General features: G+C 62.2%; 22 protein-coding genes. 14 read left to right on the top strand and 8 right to left on the bottom strand.

The features are described 5' to 3' along the window. Positions 1-131: 131 nt before the first annotated feature. The gene (locus NKI66_RS07380) at positions 132-458 is read left to right on the top strand and encodes a VOC family protein (RefSeq protein WP_352751408.1); all 327 of its coding nucleotides are present in this window, start codon (positions 132-134) and stop codon (positions 456-458) included. 41 nt (positions 459-499) lie between these two features. Next, positions 500-901: a DUF1801 domain-containing protein gene (locus tag NKI66_RS07375; RefSeq protein WP_352751343.1), complete on the top strand. Its 402-nt coding sequence runs from the start codon at positions 500-502 to the stop codon at positions 899-901. Between the two features lie 2 nt (positions 902-903). On the opposite strand, the gene NKI66_RS07370 is transcribed toward NKI66_RS07375, so the two are convergent. Both NKI66_RS07370 and NKI66_RS07365 read right to left on the bottom strand, forming a co-directional pair. Beyond that, complete coding sequence (locus tag NKI66_RS07370) at positions 904-2082, bottom strand: BaiN/RdsA family NAD(P)/FAD-dependent oxidoreductase (protein WP_352751342.1); 1179 nt, start codon at positions 2080-2082, stop codon at positions 904-906. 82 nt (positions 2083-2164) lie between these two features. Further along, on the bottom strand, positions 2165-2752 hold the full coding sequence (locus NKI66_RS07365) for a TetR/AcrR family transcriptional regulator (protein ID WP_352751341.1): 588 nt from the start codon (positions 2750-2752) through the stop codon (positions 2165-2167). A 130-nt stretch (positions 2753-2882) separates the two neighbouring features. Between NKI66_RS07365 and NKI66_RS07360 the strand changes: the two genes are divergently transcribed. Continuing rightward, entirely contained in the window at positions 2883-3440 is a 558-nt protein-coding gene (locus tag NKI66_RS07360; RefSeq protein WP_352751339.1) for a DUF308 domain-containing protein, read from the top strand. Between the two features lie 139 nt (positions 3441-3579). Here the strand turns inward: NKI66_RS07360 and NKI66_RS07355 are convergent, their stop codons facing one another. The 5 genes from NKI66_RS07355 to NKI66_RS07335 all read right to left on the bottom strand — a co-directional run bounded on the left by NKI66_RS07355 (position 3580) and on the right by NKI66_RS07335 (position 8851). Then, positions 3580-4317 carry a dienelactone hydrolase family protein gene (locus NKI66_RS07355; RefSeq protein WP_023812306.1) on the bottom strand — a complete coding sequence of 246 codons (738 nt, stop codon included), beginning with the start codon at positions 4315-4317 and terminating at the stop codon, positions 3580-3582. A gap of 104 nt (positions 4318-4421) precedes the next feature. Further along, entirely contained in the window at positions 4422-5717 is a 1296-nt protein-coding gene (locus tag NKI66_RS07350) for a CynX/NimT family MFS transporter (protein ID WP_352751337.1), read from the bottom strand. Further along, on the bottom strand, positions 5714-6391 hold the full coding sequence (locus NKI66_RS07345) for a FadR/GntR family transcriptional regulator (RefSeq protein WP_352751335.1): 678 nt from the start codon (positions 6389-6391) through the stop codon (positions 5714-5716). The genes NKI66_RS07350 and NKI66_RS07345 overlap by 4 nt, the downstream gene beginning before the upstream one ends. A gap of 100 nt (positions 6392-6491) precedes the next feature. Further along, positions 6492-7187 (bottom strand): 4Fe-4S dicluster domain-containing protein, encoded by a 696-nt coding sequence (locus NKI66_RS07340; protein WP_352751333.1) that lies wholly within the window; start codon positions 7185-7187, stop codon positions 6492-6494. Positions 7188-7276: 89 nt separating this feature from the next. Beyond that, the gene (locus NKI66_RS07335; protein WP_023812310.1) at positions 7277-8851 is read right to left on the bottom strand and encodes a trimethylamine methyltransferase family protein; all 1575 of its coding nucleotides are present in this window, start codon (positions 8849-8851) and stop codon (positions 7277-7279) included. Between the two features lie 276 nt (positions 8852-9127). On the opposite strand from NKI66_RS07335, the gene NKI66_RS07330 reads away from it, so the two are divergent. After that, entirely contained in the window at positions 9128-9826 is a 699-nt protein-coding gene (locus NKI66_RS07330; protein WP_023812311.1) for a cobalamin B12-binding domain-containing protein, read from the top strand. An 86-nt stretch (positions 9827-9912) separates the two neighbouring features. On the opposite strand, the gene NKI66_RS32655 is transcribed toward NKI66_RS07330, so the two are convergent. Continuing rightward, positions 9913-10053 carry an entericidin A/B family lipoprotein gene (locus NKI66_RS32655; RefSeq protein WP_013531174.1) on the bottom strand — a complete coding sequence of 47 codons (141 nt, stop codon included), beginning with the start codon at positions 10051-10053 and terminating at the stop codon, positions 9913-9915. Positions 10054-10116: 63 nt separating this feature from the next. On the opposite strand from NKI66_RS32655, the gene NKI66_RS07320 reads away from it, so the two are divergent. From NKI66_RS07320 to NKI66_RS07275, 10 genes are all read left to right on the top strand, one after another. Next, positions 10117-10746, top strand: a complete 630-nt coding sequence (locus tag NKI66_RS07320; RefSeq protein WP_352751331.1) for a DUF1638 domain-containing protein — start codon at positions 10117-10119, stop codon at positions 10744-10746. 112 nt (positions 10747-10858) lie between these two features. After that, positions 10859-11434 (top strand): DUF4893 domain-containing protein, encoded by a 576-nt coding sequence (locus NKI66_RS07315; RefSeq protein ID WP_352751329.1) that lies wholly within the window; start codon positions 10859-10861, stop codon positions 11432-11434. A 93-nt stretch (positions 11435-11527) separates the two neighbouring features. After that, entirely contained in the window at positions 11528-12307 is a 780-nt protein-coding gene (locus tag NKI66_RS07310) for a formyl transferase (RefSeq protein WP_128304381.1), read from the top strand. A gap of 203 nt (positions 12308-12510) precedes the next feature. Further along, positions 12511-12813, top strand: a complete 303-nt coding sequence (locus tag NKI66_RS07305) for a virulence factor (RefSeq protein ID WP_023812316.1) — start codon at positions 12511-12513, stop codon at positions 12811-12813. Continuing rightward, a complete protein-coding gene (locus tag NKI66_RS07300) occupies positions 12806-13444 on the top strand; it encodes a methylenetetrahydrofolate reductase C-terminal domain-containing protein (RefSeq protein WP_128304382.1) in 639 nt (212 codons plus the stop codon). The genes NKI66_RS07305 and NKI66_RS07300 overlap by 8 nt, the downstream gene beginning before the upstream one ends. Next, entirely contained in the window at positions 13441-14532 is a 1092-nt protein-coding gene (locus NKI66_RS07295; protein WP_128304383.1) for a methylenetetrahydrofolate reductase, read from the top strand. Before NKI66_RS07300 ends, NKI66_RS07295 begins: the two co-directional genes overlap by 4 nt. A 141-nt stretch (positions 14533-14673) precedes the next feature. After that, a complete protein-coding gene (locus NKI66_RS07290) occupies positions 14674-15648 on the top strand; it encodes a methyltetrahydrofolate cobalamin methyltransferase (protein WP_023812319.1) in 975 nt (324 codons plus the stop codon). Then, the gene (locus tag NKI66_RS07285) at positions 15599-17749 is read left to right on the top strand and encodes an ASKHA domain-containing protein (RefSeq protein WP_352552491.1); all 2151 of its coding nucleotides are present in this window, start codon (positions 15599-15601) and stop codon (positions 17747-17749) included. Before NKI66_RS07290 ends, NKI66_RS07285 begins: the two co-directional genes overlap by 50 nt. Positions 17750-17936: 187 nt before the next feature. Next, positions 17937-18122: a hypothetical protein gene (locus NKI66_RS07280; protein ID WP_127258513.1), complete on the top strand. Its 186-nt coding sequence runs from the start codon at positions 17937-17939 to the stop codon at positions 18120-18122. A 233-nt stretch (positions 18123-18355) separates the two neighbouring features. Next, positions 18356-19303, top strand: coding sequence for an alpha/beta hydrolase (locus NKI66_RS07275; RefSeq protein ID WP_128304386.1), 948 nt, complete (start codon positions 18356-18358; stop codon positions 19301-19303).

The following is a 19303-nucleotide window of genomic DNA, read 5'->3' as shown; positions in this document are numbered from 1 at the left end:
GAGCAGAAATTCGAATTCTTTCCTGCCGAAAGGGCGGGGCCAAAGACGACAGAGGAAAAAGAGCCATGAAGATCAAGCTGACCAGCATGTATGTGGACAACCAGGAAAACGCACTGCGCTTCTACACCGACGTGCTGGGCTTCACCAAAAAGGCCGATTTCAGCAACGGGCCCTATCGCTGGCTGACCGTGGCCTCGGCTGAAGAGCCTGATGGAACCGAGCTGCAGCTCGCGCTCAACGACAACCCGGCCGCCAAGGCCTATCAGGAAGCCATTTTCAAGCAGGGTCAGCCCGCGATCATGTTCTTCACCGACGACGTCAAGAGCGATTATGAGCGCATCAAGGCGAAGGGCGGCGCGTTTATCAAGCCGCCGACCGAGGTGACCGGCTCGACCATCGCCCAGTTGAACGACAGCTGCGGCAACCTCGTTCAGATCACCCAGCTGGCGCGCTGGTAACGGGCGGCGGTTGAAACGCGTCGAGGCACAGGAGACACCCAATGACCCCCTCGCAACAGATCGACCAGCTGATCGCCGGCCTTACCGATTGGCGCGGCGAGACGCTCGCCGGCATCCGCAAGACCATCCTTGCAGCCGACCCGGACATCGTCGAGGAGTGGAAGTGGATGGGCAGCCCGGTATGGTGCCTCGACGGCAACATCGTGGTCGGCAACGCCCACAAGGACAAGGTGAAACTCACCTTTTCCCATGGTGCCAGCCTGCCGGACCCCGACAATCTGTTTAACAACGGTTTTGGCGGCAAGGTGTGGCGGGCAATCGATATCCTTGAGGGCGAAAAGCTCGACGAGGGCGCCCTGAAAGACCTCGTCCGTGCCGCCATCGATTACAACCAGGCCAAAAAGAAGAAGAAGGCGGCTGCTGGGACGAAGCCACGGACGTAAGTCTAGGCCGCCTGCCCCGCCACCCAGCCCGATGACCATGCCCACTGGAAATTATAGCCGCCCAGCCAACCCGTGACATCGACGACTTCGCCGATGAAAAACAGGCCCGGCACGGATTTCGCCTGCATCGTCTTCTGGTCCAGCCCGTTGGTGTCGACCCCGCCCAGCGTCACTTCGGCGGTGCGGTAGCCCTCCGAGCCGGCAGGCTTGATGCGCCAGTCATTGACTGCGGCAGTTATGGTTTTCATCTGGGCGTCGGAAAGATCGGCAAGGTTGCCGTCGATCCCGGTGCGCTCGGCGATCGACTGCGCAAGCCGCTTCGGCAGATGATTTGCCAGCACCGTCTGTACCGCTTGCCGCCCATTGCTTCGCTTGGCCACCCGAATGAGGTCCGCCACGTCAACTCCCGGCAGCATGGCGATGCGGATTTCATCGCCCTCGCGCCAATAGGAAGAGATCTGCAGGATGGACGGTCCGCTGACGCCGCGATGCGTAAACAGCATCGCTTCGGAAAACCGCGTCTTGCCGCAGGCGACTTCCGCGTCGACGGCGTTGCCGGCCAGCGGCGCCAGCCGTTCGAGCGTGTTTGCGTCGAAGGTCAGCGGAACCAGCGCCGGCCGCGTTTCGACAACAGCAAGGCCGAACCGTTCGGCAAGCTCATAGCCGAAACCGGTCGCCCCCATCTTGGGGATCGACTTGCCGCCGCAGGCCACGACCAGCGACTGGCAAGTGACCAAGCCTGTGGAGAGGGTGAGCGCAAACCCCTCCACGGTTTTGCGGACATCCTCAACGCTGGCCGAGAGCGCCAGCTCCACGCCCCTGCCCTGCATTTCCGAGACCAGCATATCGATGATCTGGCGCGCGGAGCCATCGCAGAACAGCTGCCCAAGCGTCTTCTCGTGATAGGCAATGCGGTGGCGTTCGACGAGGGCGATGAAATCGCGCTGCGTGTGGCGGCTGAGCGCCGAAATGCAGAAATGCGGATTGCCCGACAGAAAATTCTTCGGGCTGGCATGGATGTTGGTGAAATTGCACCGGCCGCCGCCGGAGATGCGGATCTTCTCGCCAGGCGCAGCCGCATGATCGAGGATCAGCACCGAACGGCCGCGCTTGGCCGCCTCCACGGCGCACATCATTCCGGCGGCACCCGCGCCGATGATCACGACATCATAGGATTGCATCAGGCTATTCGTTTCCGCTCGACCCACTCACATGGGGCCGCGCCATTTGTGCTGCCTGATACCACTTTGGCCCGACAGTTTTCTAGCAATCCCGTCCCAGCAGCCTGGCGATCTGGGGATTGACGATTGTGGTGAACAGCCCGGGATCGCTGAAAGCCCTCGCGGACAGCATTGCCCCGTGAACAGATGCCATCAGCATTTGGGCCTCCTCCTCCGGCCGATTGTTCATGCGGAACAAGTCCTGCTCCATTCCAGCCCGCAGCACCGACGTAAGCCATTCCGCGAGATTTTGGAAATGGGCACGAACGCGTGATGCGACCTCTTCCGGCAGCATCTGCATCTCGCCGGCGAGCATCGCGCAGACGCAGAAGGACGGCGAGGCATCGCGAATGCATGTCCGCCAATAGTTCATGTAGGACTGCAGTTGTTCAGCAGGGCTTGAGAGTTCTCCCCGGAGAGACTCCAAACCCACTTCGGCCTGCCGCCTGTAACGATCCACCAGCACCGAAACCAGCTCGGCCTTCGTCGGAAAATGATGGTGGATGCTCGCCTTCCTGATCCCGATGGCAGCCGAGATATCGGCATAGCTGAACCCGTTGTAGCCTCCCGCGACGATGAGAGACTGCGCGACATCGAGAATCTTTTCTGAGGTCGAAGCCATTGATTTCATGGCGCTGCCTACCTTCTGATAGGCAGATTGTCAAGGTCCCGTTTCTCACAGAGAGGTGTTCGAGCGTCGGGTTGATTCAAAGCAAATGCCTTCCTACTAGTAGGTAGAAATCACAACAAGGAACCTACTGATGCAAAGCCAATCGTCGATCCCATCCAACTGGTTGCGATCCTATTATTTCGGACGCGCCATATTTTCTATCGCCTGGGTTGCTGCCGCCATCCTATTCAACGGGCAACCCGGTCCCACCGCGCTTCTGCTCGTGATCTACCCCGCATGGGACGCCCTCGCCAATCTGGTTGACGCCAGGGTAAATGGCGGCCTGGAAGCCAACTCGTCCCAGGCATTGAACGTCGTGGTCAGCACGATAACGACGCTCGCCGTCATCGTGGCGGTCGCCAACAGCATGTATGCCGTTCTGGCCGTGTTTGGGGTTTGGGCGATCCTCTCGGGCCTGCTACAGCTGAACACGGGACTAAAGCGTTGGCGCTACCATGGCGCACAATGGCCGATGATCCTGAGTGGTGCGCAGTCGGCCCTCGCCGGGGGCTTCATGATCAGCCGATCCCTCGGCACGGCTGCGCCGACGATTCTGGACATCGCCCCTTATGCCGGGTTCGGCGCGTTTTACTTTCTGCTTTCCGCAATTTGGCTTGTCGTCGCAGCCTATCGCAAGGCAAACGCCTAGGCGCAGCCCGATCCGGCGGCGGCAAGGTGAACGATCATCTGCCGCCGTCGAAAGGGCAAGCATCGCTCACTCTTTGCCGCATGGGCTGCCGTTCTGGTTCAAAGACGCGTAGCGTCCTGCTCAGGGTCGACCGCTGACCTTAGATCAGCGTCTCGGCGAACAACGTCGTCAGCCGCTTCCAGTGGCGTTCGGCGCCGGCGGCATTGAAAACGCTATGATCGGGTACGCACCAGCCATGCGCCATCCCGGCATAGTTCTCGATGACATGATCGACTTCAGCGACCCGCAGCGCTTCGGCCAGCCGCGCCGACTGTTCCGGCGGGAAACTCCTGTCGACGCCGGATGTGCCGACATAGACGCGCCCCCTGATGGAGGCTGCCTTGCGATGCGGGCTGTCGGCGGCGTCGCTGGCCAGATTGCCGCCATGGAAGCTTGCGGCCGCTTTTATCCGTTCGGGATAGGTTGCAGCCGCATTCAATGATCGACCGCCGCCCATGCAATAGCCGACGGTGCCGATCGGCCCGGTAATGCCCTCGGCAGCAAGCGCATCGAGGAACGCATCGCTGTCGCTGATGGTCATGTCCTGCGTCGTGCCGGTGACCAGCGCCATCAGCGGGATTTTGGTCTTTTCCTCGGCGAAGGCGGTCTTGGCGTCGAACGGCCCGTAGGGCGCATTGCGGTAGAATAGGTCGGGCACCAGTACCGCATAGCCTTCATTCGCCAGCCGGTTGGCCATACTGTCGAGCGCCGGCCGCGGACCGAAGGCGTCCTGATAGAGAATGACGCCGGCCTTGGCAGGAGATGCGTTTGCCGAGCGGAAAAGCCCAGCATTGGCAACACCATCCCTGGTCTTGATTTGAAGGTCGTGTTTCGTCATCGCCCGCTCCGTTCGACTGATGCGCGATACATATCCGCGCGAGGCCATACGGCAAGGCATTCCCCGGGCATGGCAGTCAACATTTCGTGCAGGATTGCGTGACGCTATTGCTCGCCCTCGCGCACGGTCCGCGCGCCGACATGCAGCGCACGGCCGGCACCGAGCCCCATGATGGCTACGCCAAGCCCGAGCGCGACGAACAGGAACGCCGTCCCCGAAAAACTGCCGGTCCAATCGCGGATCAGGCCCACCAGCAGCGGGCCGAATGCCGCCAGTACATAGCCGACGCCTTGCGCCATGCCTGAAAGATGCGCGGCGACATGCGAATCCGGCGAACGCAGCACGATCAAGCTCATGGCAGCCGCTATCAGGCCCCCCTGCCCAATGCCTTGCAGGACCGCCCAGAACAGCACCGTCGAGGTCGGCGCAAAGAGAATGCCGAGCAGCGCGATCACCGCTATGGCAACGAGCGCCACATTGATGCCGCGCTGGTCCTTCAGCCGCATCGCAAAGGATGGCACGGCGAGGCACGTGATGACCTGCGCCATCACCGACACCGAAACCATCGCGCCGGCGGTGGCCGCGTCAAAGCCGCGCTCGCGCAGGATCGGCGCCAGCCAGCCGAAGATGCAATAGGCAAGTGCCGACTGCAGCCCCATGAACAGCGTCACCTGCCAAGCCAGGCGATCGCGCCAAAGCCCGACGACGTGAAAGCCGCGATGACTGACCTGCCGACGGCTGCCCAGCGCCTGCGGGATCCAGATCAGCAGCACGACCAGCGTCGGCACCGCCCAGGCAGCGAGCGCTCCCGACCATGAACCGGTGACAAAATGCTCGATCGGCAGCGTGAAGCCGGCAGCGGCAGCCGAGCCGGCGCAGAGCGCCATGGTGTAGAACCCGGTCATGATAGCGGCCCTGTCGGCGAAATCGCGCTTCACCAGGCCCGGCATCAGCACATTGCCGATGGCAATCGCGCCACCGGCCAGGAATGTGGCGACAAACAGCAGGGGAACCGTACCGAACCAGCGCAGGCCGGTTCCCAGCACCAGCAAGGCGAGCGCCCCGAGCAAAGTGCGCTCGGCTCCATAGCGCTGCGCAAGCCTTGGCGCGAAGGGCGCGAACAGGCCGAGGCACAGGACGGGCAGCGTCGTCAGCAGGCTGGCGCCCGTCGTCGAAAGACCGGTTGCCTGCATCACCTCGGGCAACAGCACCGACAGGCTGGAAAACAGCGGCCTCAAGCTGAAGGCGATCAGCACAAGGCTTGCGCCAAGCATGATGCGCGCCGCACGGCTGCGCAGTTCAGGCGGCTGCGGCATGGGCAGGCTGTCGGCCTCGGCATCGACGAGTTCCAGACCCTCGACCTCGGCCTTCGGATCAGGCTGACGAAAACTCTGGTTCATTGCGAAAGCAGTCTTTCAAGTTGGGCAAGCACCGGCGCCATGAAGGCTCGGACGGCGGCAACGGCGCGCTCGGGATCGCTCGCGGCAATGGCGTCGACGATTGCCGCATGCGCCTGGTGGTCCGGTTCGGGCAGATCGCCGTCGATGGTGGCATGGATGGTCTCGGTGATGGCGGCGGTGAAGAAGTCATAGAGCTCCATCATCGCCCTGTTGCCGGACGCCGCGACGACGGATTTGTGGAAAGCGAGATCGCGCCGGATGAAGGCTTCGCTTCCGCCTTCGGCGACAGTGCCGCGCGCGGCAAGCAATTGCCGCATCCGCTCGAGGTCGGCTGGCGTGTGGCGCAAGGCGGCGAGCCTCGCGGCCTCGAGGTCCAGCGCCGCCCGCGCCTCCCACTGATCGCGCAAGCCGCTGCGTTTGATCCGGTCAAGCGCGGCAGAAGTATCGACGGCGGAGCGCACATAGGTGCCCGAGCCCTGACGCGTATTCAGCAACCCCTGCGAGACCAGCACCCGCACCGCCTCGCGGACGGTGCCCCGACTGACCGACAGAAGGTCGGTCAGAGCTGCCTCGTTGGGGATACGCTCGCCGACACCCCAGCGGCCGCTGACGATTTCAGCCCGCAGGCTCTCGGTGGCGCTGTCGGTGAGATTGGTTCGGATAGCAGGTTGCATCGGCCTATTCATCAAGTCATCAGATGACTTGATGAATAGGCTTGGTTCTAACTGCCGTCAAGATGCTCGAAGCGAACGAGCACCACGCAATGGGAATGGATCAGTTGGTGGCGCGTGCGAAGCTCGCCATGTGGTAGGCCTGAACCTCCGGCGGATAGCGATACTCCGTGCCATAGGGGCACGCATTGCGATCAAGGCAGCCGCCGCTGCGGCAAGGCGAGCCGCCGGCTCCACGCACATGCGCCAGGCAGGATTGATAAGCAAATCCTTGCGCGGAATAAGCGTCGACCGGGCAGGATTTCAGGCAGGGTTTCTCGACGCAGCTATCGCAAAGATGGGCCCCCGGCTCAGCGGCTTGAACCGGAAGCTCGTCGTCGAACAGCAGCGCACCGCGATAGGCGTGCCAGAGCCCATAGTGCGGATGCATGAGGATGCCGAGCGGTGACGGCTTCAGCCCCTCCGCCCGCATCGCCCATTGCTGGAACGGCAGATAAGGCTTGTCCGACGGAGAAATCGCCCGTGCGCCAAAATCCTGCGCCACCGCGCCGATCACCTCACGCGACCAGGTGTCGAGCGGATTGGCGATTTGCTCCGGCTGGCTTTCGCGCCAGCGCAGGAAATGCGGCCAGTGCGCGGCTCCCGCCTGACCTACCAGCAGGACGGCCGCTGCCGGCGCACCCGATGACCCCGTTGGTGGCGCATCGCCTGGCGTAAAATTGAAGCCGCCACGAAGAACAAGGCCGTTGGCAAGAAGCGCCGCGGCAATGCGGTCAACGCTGCCGGCAGTCGCAATCATTCCTTCTTGACCGGATCGGAGAACGCGCTCCGCCAGACTTCCTTGTGGATGATGTTGGCGACTTTAGCCCCGCCTGACTCGGGCTCCTTTCAAGTGAAGGCGTCGGGCATCGACCCCTTCTTCTTGGCGATGAAGTCCTGCAACGCTTCGTCGATGCTCGGATCGAGATACGGCGCCTCGTAGCTTTCCAGCCAGCGGCGGGCAAGTTCGTTGGCACGCTGCGGCGCTGTCTTCTCGCCTTCGGCCAGCCACTGCTCGTAGGAATTGTTGTCGGCGATGTTGGAGCGGTAGAAGGCGGTCTGGAAATTGGCCTGGGTGTGGTCGCAGCCGAGATAGTGGCTGCCCGGGCCGACCTGGCGGATGGCGTCCATCGCCTGGCCGTTTTCCGACAGATCGACGCCCTCGGAAAACTTCTGCGTCATGCCGAGCTGGTCGATGTCCATCATGAATTTCTCGTAGCAGGACGCCAACCCGCCCTCGAGCCAGCCGGCCGAATGCAGCACGAAATTGGTGCCGGCCAGGATGGTCGAGTTCAGCGTGTTGGCGCTTTCATAGGCCGCCTGAGCATCCGGAACCTTGGACGCGCAGAGCGAGCCGCCGGTGCGGAACGGCAGGCCCAGCCGACGCGCCAGCTGCGCGGCGCCATAAGACACCAGCGACGGCTCCGGCGTGCCGAAGGTCGGCGCTCCCGACTGCATCGAAATCGACGAGGCGAAGGTGCCGAACAGCACCGGCGCGCCGGGACGGATCAACTGCGTGAACGAGGCGCCGGCCAGCACTTCGGCCAGGACCTGCGTTAGCGTGCCGGCCACCGTCACCGGGCTCATCGCGCCCGCAAGGATGAACGGCGTGACGATGCAGGCCTGGTTGTGGCGCGCATAGACTTTCAGCGCGCCGAGCATGGTCTCGTCGAACACCATCGGCGAGTTGGCGTTGATCAGGCTGGTCAGCACCGTGTTGTTCTCGACGAAATCGTCGCCGAACACGATCTTGGCCATGGCGACGGTGTCTTCGGCGCGTTCCGGCGCGGTCACCGAGCCCATGAACGGCTTGTCGGAATATTTGATGTGGCTGTAGATCATGTCGAGGTGGCGCTTGTTGACCGGCACGTCGACGGGCTCACACACCGTGCCGCCCGAATGGTGGATCGACGGCGCCATATAGGCGAGCTTCACGAAATTCTGGAAATCCTCGATCGTCGCATAACGCCTGACGCCATCGAGGTCACGCACGAAGGGCGGACCGTAGACCGGCGCAAAGACGGTGGCATTGCCGCCGATCTGCACCGAACGCTCGGAATTGCGCGCATGCTGGGTGTAGACGGACGGCGCGGTCTTGAGCAGCGAACGGCACAGCCCCTTCGGAAAGTGCACGCGCTCGCCCTTGACGTCGGCGCCGGCCTCTTTCCACAGTTGCAGCGCTTCCGCGTCATCACGGAAGATGATGCCGATCTCCTCGAGCACCGTGTCGGTGTTCTTCTCGATCAGCGCCAGGCCTTCCTCGTCCAGCACCTCGTAAACGTTGATCTTGCGCTTGATGTAGGTGAGCTGCGTACCCGGGCCACCGCCCGAACGTGCTGCCCGCCGGGCTGCAGCCCCGCCACTGGCGCCACGCCCACGTCGCGCGTTTGACGCTTCCTGATCGACTGCCGCGTGTTCGCTCATGGTGGTTCTTCCCTGAATCTGTTCTTGTCTGGAATCCATAGCGGCTGCATCTCGCCGCTTCTTGCCAGATCGTAGCCATGCACCCTATTCGAAACGGCCCGCCAGCGCCAACGCCTGTCGCAAAATCGACAAGAATTCCAAGAGAGTTACGGTCGCTTTCCTTTTGCGGGAAGTCGCAAATCAGCTATGGATACCTGCCCCCAGCGGGTTAGGTATGAACGCGAATATTTTGTGCCTTGCGACGCACGTCGCGATGCCGGCAGGAGCTCGATACAAATGGCCGACGACGAGATCATCCTTTCCGAACTTTCCGACGACGAGTTGGTGCAGCAGATGCACGACGATCTCTATGACGGGCTGAAGGAAGAGATTGAGGAAGGCACCAACATCCTGCTCGAGCGCGGCTGGGTGCCCTACAAGGTGCTGACCGAGGCGCTGGTCGAAGGCATGCGCATCGTCGGCGAGGATTTTCGCGACGGCATCCTGTTCGTGCCCGAAGTGCTGTTGTCGGCCAATGCGATGAAGGCCGGCATGTTCATCCTGCGTCCGCTGCTCGCCGCCACCGGCGCGCCGAAGCAGGGCAAGATGGTCATCGGCACCGTCAAGGGCGACATCCACGACATCGGCAAGAATCTCGTCGGCATGATGATGGAAGGTGCTGGCTTCGACGTCATCGATCTCGGCATCAACAATGCGGTCGAGAAATATCTCGATGCGATCGAACAGCACCAGCCGGACATCATCGGCATGTCGGCACTTTTGACCACGACCATGCCCTACATGAAGGTCGTCATCGACACGATGAAGGAAAAGGGCATCCGCGACGACTATGTCGTGCTGGTCGGCGGTGCGCCGCTGAACGAGGAATTCGGCAAGGCCGTCGGCGCCGATGCCTATTGCCGCGATGCGGCGGTGGCGGTCGAGACCGCCAAGGACTACATGAAGCGCAAGCACAATGTGCGCGCTTCGGCCTGATTGGCCAATTCGGCATGGACAATAGGAAGCCGCGCCTTGCAGCGCGGCTTTTTTGTTCCCAGATGGTGAAGAAGGCCGCGCGCGGATCAGGGCTTGGTGACGGTGTCCTCGACCGCCTTGGCAGTCGATTTGACATCCCTGCCGACGCCGCGAACGGTGTTCGCGCAAGCCGCAAGGGCCAAGGCGCAGGCCAGGATGGCAATCGGCGTGATGCGTAGCAGTTTCATGGACGGTGTCTCCCTCAATAGATAAATTAGCGCCACAACAACGAAGGCCGCTCGACTGGTTCCATGGCCAAGACGCAAAAAACGAAACCGAATCAAGACGACAGGCTGCTCGTCATCGCCTGCGGGATGATTGCGCGTGAAGTTCTGGCCGTCAAGGAACAGCTCGGACTGGATCACCTCGACCTGACCTGCCTGCCGGCGGAATTCCATTTCTACCCGGACCGCATCGCTCCGGCCATGGACAAGGCAATCGAAAAGGCCAAGGCCGAAGGCTACAGCAACATCTTCGTCGGCTATGCCGATTGCGGCACCGGCGGCCTGCTCGACAGGGTCTGCGAGAAGCATGGCGTCGAGCGCATGGCCGGCCCGCACTGCTTTGCCTTCTATCAAGGCATGGAGGCTTATGCGAAAATCGCCGACGACGACATGATGTCCTTCTACATGACCGACTTCCTCTGCCGGCAGTTCGACGCCTTCTTCATGAAGCCGCTCGGCCTCGACAAGCATCCGGAACTGATCAAGGACTATTTCGGCAACTACGAAAAGCTGATCTATCTGGCCCAGACCAATGATCCGGAACTCGACAAGATCGCCGAAAAGGCCGCCAAAATGCTTGGTCTCGTCTATGAACGCCGCGCAACCGGCTACGGCGACCTGACGGCCGGAATGGCGCTGGCGGCTGCACACGCCTGAAGCAATTCTTGACCCGCCATGCTCCAACCCTGGATGACAGGCCATCGAGAACGGGTAAGTTGTGCGCCACAAGGCAACAGGCCCTCCAGCCATTCGAACGTGGAAACGCACGATGACCCCTCACCTCTTGATAGCCGTACTCGGTCTCCTCTGTTTCGCCCTGCCCGCTCATGCCGACGGCGAGGTGCAGAAACTCATCACCCCAGCCGACAAGGCACGGCTCGACAAATATGGCGAGACCCGCAAGGCGGCGCTCGCCGAGGCGAAAGCGGGAAACCCCGCCGAGGTCAAACAACTCGACGCCTTGCTGGCAAAACCGCTGGTAGCCTTCTCCGACAAGGACCTGACCGGCAATTGGCGGTGCCGCACGATCAAGGCCGGCGGACCTTTGCCGCTCGTCATCTATGGCTGGTTCAAGTGCAAGGTGACCGATGACGGTTCCGGCTGGCGGCTGGAGAAGATCAGCGGCTCACAGCGCACCAAGGGCCGTTTCTTCGACGATGGCGAGAAACGCGCGATCTATCTCGGCTCCTTCTATGTCAAGGATGATCCGGCAAAGCCCTATGGAAGCGGCCCGCAAACCGACCAGGTCGGCTACGCCTTCCGCAACAGCGCCAAGGAATGGCGTATCGAATTTCCGGCGCCCTACTACGAATCGAAGCTCGATATCATCGAATTCAAGCGCTGACTGTGTATCGAAGGCTGATCACCAAGGATTAACCCGGACGCCCTAGCATCCCAACCATTATCAAGAACGGGTTGCTTGGAGGGGGCAATATCCATGGCAGCATCAGAATCCAGCACGCGGATCGTGGTCGTCACCGGAGGCGGCCAGCATGTCTGGGCTATGATCAATGCAATCGCCGATCGCGTTGGTCCTGTCAGCGTCGTCCTCGAAACCCCTGAATCCAAAAAGCAATTGCTGCGTGGCCGGGCTCGCCGCCAAGGCTGGATCTCCGCCATGGGCCAGCTTGGCACGATGGTGCTGAGCAGGTTGGGCAAGCGATTCCTGGCCGGCCATAGCGCGCGATTGATTGCCGAGGAGAAGCTGGAGGTTGAGCCGCGACCAGGCCAGGAGATCATCCAAGTATCCTCGGCCAATGGGCTTGAGTGCCTGCAGGTAATCCAGAAGATCCGGCCAGGCGTTGTGCTGCTCAACGGTTGCCGACTAATCTCGGCGGAGATGCTGAGCAAAATGCCCTGCCCGGTGCTCAATTACCATGCGGGCATCACGCCGAAATATCGCGGCATGAATGGCGGCTATTGGGCTCTGGTATCAGGCGATGCGCAGAATTTCGGCACGACTGTCCACCTCGTCGACGCTGGCGTCGACACCGGTGGCGTGCTGAAGCAGGCGCGCGGACGATCGAAAAAGGGCGACACCATCTCAAGTCACGCGCTACGCCAGACGGCGTTCTCGCGCGACATCTGCGTCGAGGCCGTCAGCGATGCACTGGCTGGAAAACTCACGACGATCGATCCCGGCCTGCCTTCGAAGCTGTGGTATCATCCGACGATCTGGTTCTACGTCTGGACGGGCCTCAGAACCGGCATCTGGTAGCGAGTTCCTCGCCCGTATCCGCATGCCGCACGCTGGCTCTTCCGGCGCGTCGAACCTGCCGCCAGCACACGCCGCAAACGAATAAACCCACCTTTCATTTTACGACATCCAAATGCGTCGCTTTTGAATGCGCGCGCGTCGTCCCATAACAAGCGGCCCCACTGCGCTTCCGGCAATGCTCGCAGATCGAGGAGTGAGAATTCATGGCCGATCTGATCGTCGTCTACTGGCGCGACATCCCAGCCCAAATCATCGTCAAGAAGGGCCGGCAGAACGCCAAGCGCGAACTGCCGCTGCGCTTCACCGAGGCGATCGACATGTGCGCGATGCGCACTGGCGCCGGCGGCACCGACGATTATCTGGCCGAATGGCGCAAGGCCGATCCCGTCCCGGTCGGCGATGACCTCGAAGCCGAGGTCGAGAAGGCATTCAACGATATCGACACGAAATACGACCGCGAGCGGCTGGTCGCCCTGGTCAAGGCAGGCGGCAAAGAAAATGTCTGAAACCATTCCTGCCAAGGATGGCCAAAGGGTTGTCCAGCCGGTTACCCAAGCCACTCTGGTCAAGAAGGCAGCGCCGAAATCCGACTACAAGCCGGCCGACGTGTCGCCGCAGCGGCGCGTGCAGCGTTCCTTTGCGGTTCGGCTGTGGTCGATCAGGCATTCGCGTCTGCTCGAATGGTTCTACGCCAAATTCGCCGACATGTTTCTGCTCCTCCATCCCCTCTGGAAGGGCATAGGCTACGGCCGCGTCGAAGGGCCGATCAAATTCGTCGAGAAGCGCGTCAAGGGCTTCATGTTCGACTGCCGCATGTGCGGCCAGTGCATCTTGTCCTCGACCGGCATGTCGTGCCCGATGAACTGCCCCAAGCAATTGCGCAACGGCCCTTGCGGCGGCGTCCGCGCCAACGGCAATTGCGAGGTCGAGCCCGATATGCCCTGCGTCTGGGTCAAGGCCTGGGAAGGCTCGCAAAACATGGTGCACGGCGACAGGATCCTGACCGTGCAGAAGCCGGTCGACCAGTCGCTGCGCGAAACCTCGGCCTGGCTGCGGGTGACCGCGCAGGCGGCCACCGCGCGCGAAGCGGCCGCTGCCGCCAAGAATGAGACGGCCAACACCGGGGCGTCGGCATGATCGGCCGCCAGCGCGACGAGAACCCGGCTGGCATCCACCTGCCGCTTGAGCCCTTGCCCGGCCACACCTCGCGCGGCCGGCTGGAGCGCGTGCTTAGGCGCGGCGAATTCGCGGTGACGACCGAACTCAACCCACCCGACAGCGCCGATCCCGAAGACGTCTATAACAGGGCGAAGATTTTCGATGGCTGGGTCGACGCCATCAACGCCGTCGACGCATCGGGCGCCAATTGCCACATGTCGTCGGTCGGTATCTGTGCGCTTTTGACCCGCATGGGCTATGCGCCGATCATGCAGATCGCCTGCCGCGACAAGAATCGGATCGCCATCCAGGGCGACGTGCTGGGTGGTGCCGCCATGGGCGTGGCCAACATGCTGTGCCTGACCGGCGACGGCGTGCAGGCCGGCGACCAGCCCGGCGCCAAGCCGGTGTTCGACCTCGACTGCATGTCGCTGTTGGAAACCTGCCGTATCATGCGCGACAATGGCAAGTTCCTGTCCGGCCGCAAGCTGACGACGCCGCCGCAGCTTTTCCTGGGTGCTGCGATCAACCCGTTCGCGCCGCCGATCGATTTCCGGCCGCATCGCCTGGGCAAGAAGATCGCCGCCGGCGCGCAATTCGTACAGAGCCAATATTGCTTCGACGTGCCGATGTTCCGCACCTACATGCAAAAGGTGCGCGACCTCGGCTACACCGAAAAATGCTTCATCCTGGTTGGCGTCGGCCCGCTCGCCTCGGCCAAGACGGCCAAATGGATCCGCTCGAACGTGCCGGGCATCCATATTCCCGATTCAGTCATCAAGCGGCTGGAAGGCGCCCAGGACCAGAAGAAGGAAGGCAAGCAGCTCTGCATCGACATCATCAATGAGGTGAAGGAAATATCAGGCGTTTCCGGCGTTCACGTAATGGCCTACCGGCAGGAGGAATATGTCGCCGAGATCGTCGATGAATCGGGCGTTCTGAGGGGCCGCCAGCCGTGGAAACGTGAGATCCGTCGCGACGACCAGATGGTCGCCGACCGGCTCGACAGCATCTTGCACGACGACATTACCGAAACGCAGGTGGACATGGTGAAGACCGCGCACTGATGTATGTCGCCCAAAAGTGGGAACCGGTTTTGGGACAACGACATACTTTAACTCGAGGCGAAGCGCGGACGGCCACCCATTCGCTTGAACGAAAACAGACAACGATATAAAGAAATCTTTATATCACGGCGGAGAGAATTCATGACCCGTACCATCGTCGCTTCGGCGACACGAGAAATCATCATCGGCTTCGACCAGCCGTTCTGCGTGATCGGTGAACGCATCAACCCGACCGGCCGCAAGAAGCTGGCCGCCGAGATGATCGCGGGCAATTTCGAGACCGTCATCAGGGACGCATTGGAGCAGGCAGCGTGCGGCGCCACCATGCTCGACGTCAACGCCGGTGTCACCTCGGTTAACCCGAACGAGACCGAACCCGGCCTCTTGGTGCAGACGCTGGAGATCGTGCAAGGGCTGGTCGACCTGCCGCTGTCGATCGACAGTTCCGTCACCGCAGCGATCGAAGCCGCACTCAAAGTTGCCAAGGGCCGTCCGCTGGTCAACTCCGTCACCGGCGAGGAAGAAAAGCTCGAAGCCATCCTGCCGCTGGTGAAGAAGTACAATGTGCCTGTCGTCGCCATCTCCAACGACGAGACCGGCATTTCGATGGACCCGGATGTCCGTTTCGCCGTCGCCAAGAAGATCGTGCAGCGTTGCGCCGATTTCGGCATTCCGGCGCATGACGTCGTCGTCGACCCGCTGGTCATGCCGATCGGCGCGCTCGGCGACGCCGGCCGCCAGGTGTTCGCGCTGCTGCGTCGCCTGCGCGAGGAGCTCAAGGTCAACACCACCTGCGGCCTGTCCAACATCTCCTTCGGCCTGCCGCATCGCCACGGCATCAACGCCGCTTTCATCCCGATGGTGATCGGCGCCGGCATGACATCAGCCATCATGAACCCGGTACGCCCGCAGGAAATGGAAGCCGTGCGCGGCGCCAATGTGCTGAACGGCACCGACGAGAACTGCACCAACTGGATCAGAACCTACAAGGATTACAAGCCGGCCGAAGGCGGCCAGGCGGTCGCCGCCCCGACGCAGGTCAATGCGCCGGGCGACGGCGCCGGCAATGGCGGCCGCCGCCGTGGCGGCCGTGAAGCCCGGATGGGCCGAGGATAAGCGCGCAATCGTGAACTCACCTGCAAACATCACCGATCCGCTCGTGCTTTTCATGCCGTCCGGCAAGCGCGGGCGGTTTCCTGTCGGCACACCGGTGCTTGATGCCGCGCGCCAGCTTGGTGTCTATGTCGAAAGTGTGTGCGGCGGACGCGCCACCTGCGGGCGCTGCCAGATCGAAGTGCAGGAAGGCAATTTCGCCAAGCACAAGATCACCTCTTCCAACGACCACATCACGCCCAAGGGCGCCAAGGAAGAGCGCTATGAGCGCGTCCGCGGCCTGCCCGAACGGCGCCGCCTCTCCTGCTCGGCGCAAATCCTCGGCGACCTCGTCATCGACGTGCCGCAGGACACCGTGATCAACGCGCAGACCATCCGCAAGGATGCCGACACCAGGGTCATCGCCCGCGATTCGGCGATCCGCATGTGCTATGTCGAGATCGAAGAGCCCGACATGCACAAGCCGCTTGGCGACCTCGACCGCCTGAAGATCGCGCTGATGCACGACTGGGGCCTGAAAAGCCTCGATTTCGATTTTCATCTGCTGCCGCAGGTGCAAGGTATCCTGCGCAAGGGCAACTGGACCGCGACCGCCGCCATCTACAAGGATGCCGACTCAGAGACAGCGCGCGTCGTGGCGCTGTGGCCCGGCCTCAAGAACGAAGCCTATGGGCTGGCTTGCGACATCGGCTCGACCACCATCGCCATGCATCTGGTATCGCTGCTATCGGGCCGCGTCGCCGCCTCGTCGGGCACCTCGAACCCGCAGATCCGCTTCGGCGAGGACCTGATGAGCCGCGTCTCCTATGTGATGATGAATCCTGACGGGCGCGAAGGCATGACGGTCGCCGTGCGTGAGGCGATCTCGGGCCTGGTCGACAAGGTCTGCGCCGAAGGCAATGTCCAGCGCAACGACATCCTGGACAGCGTCTTCGTCGGCAATCCGATCATGCACCATCTGTTCCTCGGCATCGATCCGACCGAGCTTGGCGGCGCGCCCTTTGCGCTGGCCGTTTCGGGCGCCGTGCATATCAAGGCATCCGACATCGGCTTGAAGCTCAACCAGGGCGCCAGGCTCTACATGCTGCCTTGCATCGCCGGCCATGTCGGAGCGGACGCGGCGGCGGTGACGCTGTCGGAAGGCCCGCATCGCCAGGACGAGATGATGCTGATCGTCGATGTCGGCACCAATGCCGAGATCGTACTCGGCAATCGCCAGCGGGTGGTTGCGGCTTCCTCGCCCACCGGCCCTGCCTTCGAGGGTGCCGAAATCTCCGGCGGCCAGCGGGCAGCACCCGGCGCCATCGAGCGCGTGCGCATCGACCCAGACACGCTGGAGCCGAAATACCGCGTCATCGGCTCGGAACTGTGGTCCGACGAACCGGGCTTCCTGGAGAGCGTCCAGGCAACCGGCGTCACCGGCATCTGCGGTTCCGGCATCATCGAGGTGGTGGCCGAGATGTATCTCGCCGGCATCATTTCCGAGGACGGCGTCATCGACGGCGGGCTTTCGGCCCGTTCGCCGCGCGTCACCGCCAACGGCCGCACCTTCTCCTATGTGCTGAAGGAAGGCTCCGCCGCATTGACGGAAGATGGGCCGAAGATCACCATCACCCAGACCGATGTGCGCGCCATTCAGCTTGCCAAGGCAGCGCTTTATGCCGGGACCAAGCTGTTGATGGAAAAGCAGAACACCGAGCATGTCGACCGCATCCATTTCGCCGGCGCCTTCGGCTCCTTCATCGATCCGAAATACGCCATGGTGCTCGGGCTGATCCCGGATTGCGACCTCGACAAGGTCTCGGCCGTCGGCAACGCCGCAGGTGCCGGCGCCCGCATGGCGCTGCTCAATCGCGGCTACCGCCGCGAGATCGAGGACACGGTCAGCAAGATCGAGAAGATCGAGACGGCGCTGGAACCGAAATTCCAGGAGCATTTCGTCTACGCCATGGCGCTGCCCAACAAGGTCGATCCGTTCCCAAAACTGTCGGCAGCGGTGAAACTGCCGCCGCGCAAGACGGTCAGCGAGGACGGCGTTGCCGGCGACGCCGCTCCCCGACGGCGTTCGCGCGAAGGCCACGCCGCCAGGCGTGGACGGGAATAAGCGGCCGCGCCCAGGCCACCGCCTTTCCAAACTCATTTGCATGCAAATGTTTCCGGATCGCTTGATCCGGAAACCAAAACGCTGTTTTCGTGAAATTCGCCAGATACATGGCAGGCGCATTCAACCGGCATCGAATGGCAGGCTGGAGATATCTTTCAGCCGTCGCAACGCTCCAGAGGAGACAACGATGTCAATGCTCGAAAGCCTCGGCCGCTATGGCACGGCCATCAAGAATGCTCACGACCGCAGCAAGGCGCGGCGCTTGTTGAACAGCCTGCCGCCTGAGATTCAGAAGGACATCGGCTGGCCGGTGTCGCCGCGATCCAGCGAAAAGGCAGCACTCATCAACACCATCTGGAGCGCCGCGCGCTGATGACCTTCGCCGACAAATGCAAATTGCTCGGCATGCGCCGGGGATCTCGCATGTCCCCGGCGACCACCAGCAACCGGCTGCGTGCCGCACTTTTGCCGCGCCGCTGAGCATCGCGGCGCGGATCACACCAGCGTGTAGATACGGCGCGAATCTTGACATTTTCGGCCACGGCACGATCTTCGAAGATAGTGGGGGTTCTCTTAGTCGGCTTTGGCCGAAGTTCGCGTATCCGCATGCCAAGTTTGAAAAGCCATGTCGTGTCTTTTGTCCTGCGGCACAGCCGCAAGCAGGCATTTGCCAGTCCGGAAAATCTGCAGCGCTGGATCGCGGCCGCGCGCAAGACCGAGAACCACCGGCCGCCCGCCTCGCTGCACCAGCGTCTCGACATCGAGATGCATACGGTCGATGGCTTCCCCGTCTACGAAATCGCACCCAGGACCGGCGAGCAGAAGCGGATTCTCTACTTGCACGGTGGTGCATATGTCTTTGAAATCACACCCTATCATTGGCACCTAATCGCCGAGATGGCGGATCGGCTGGGCTACGGGATCACGGTGCCGATCTATCCAATCGCTCCCGAACACGATTTCCATGCCATGTTCGGAATGGTTGGCGATGTCTACCGGCAGATGCTCGCCGAGACGGAAGCCGAAGACATCGTCTTCATGGGCGATTCCGCCGGCGGCAATATGGCTGTGGTGCTGACCATGATGGCCGCCGAAGAAGGACTGCCCCTGCCGTCGCGGCATGTGCTCATTTCGCCGGGTCTCGACGTGTCGCTCACCAATCCCGCAGTGTTCGAGGCGGAACGCAACGACCCTTGGCTGGGCATAGCTGGCGGACGAGAGGCAATTCGCCTGTACAGTGCCGGCATCGATCCCAGCGATTGGCACATCAGCCCGGTCTATGGAGATTTGTCCGTGCTGCCAAGAACGCTGCTTTTGACCGGCTCGCGCGATCTTTTGACTCCCGACAATCTGATCTTCGCCGAAAAAGCCCGCGCAGCCGGCGTTGAAATCGATCTTGTCTATGAGGAAGGCATGTTCCACGTCTGGCCGCTGATCGACATGCCGGAAGCCCGGCGCGCCCGCGAGCGCATCGTCGCCTTTCTCGGGGAGAGCCGGATCGTGCACGATACGAGAGTAAGGCATGAACAGCGCCCCGCCGAAGCGGCGGAGTAG

The sequence above is a fragment of the Mesorhizobium sp. M0518 genome, from assembly GCF_040321125.1.
Classification (GTDB): domain Bacteria; phylum Pseudomonadota; class Alphaproteobacteria; order Rhizobiales; family Rhizobiaceae; genus Mesorhizobium.
Note: the sequence above shows the minus strand (reverse complement) of the source record. Positions and strands in the feature narration are given on the sequence as shown.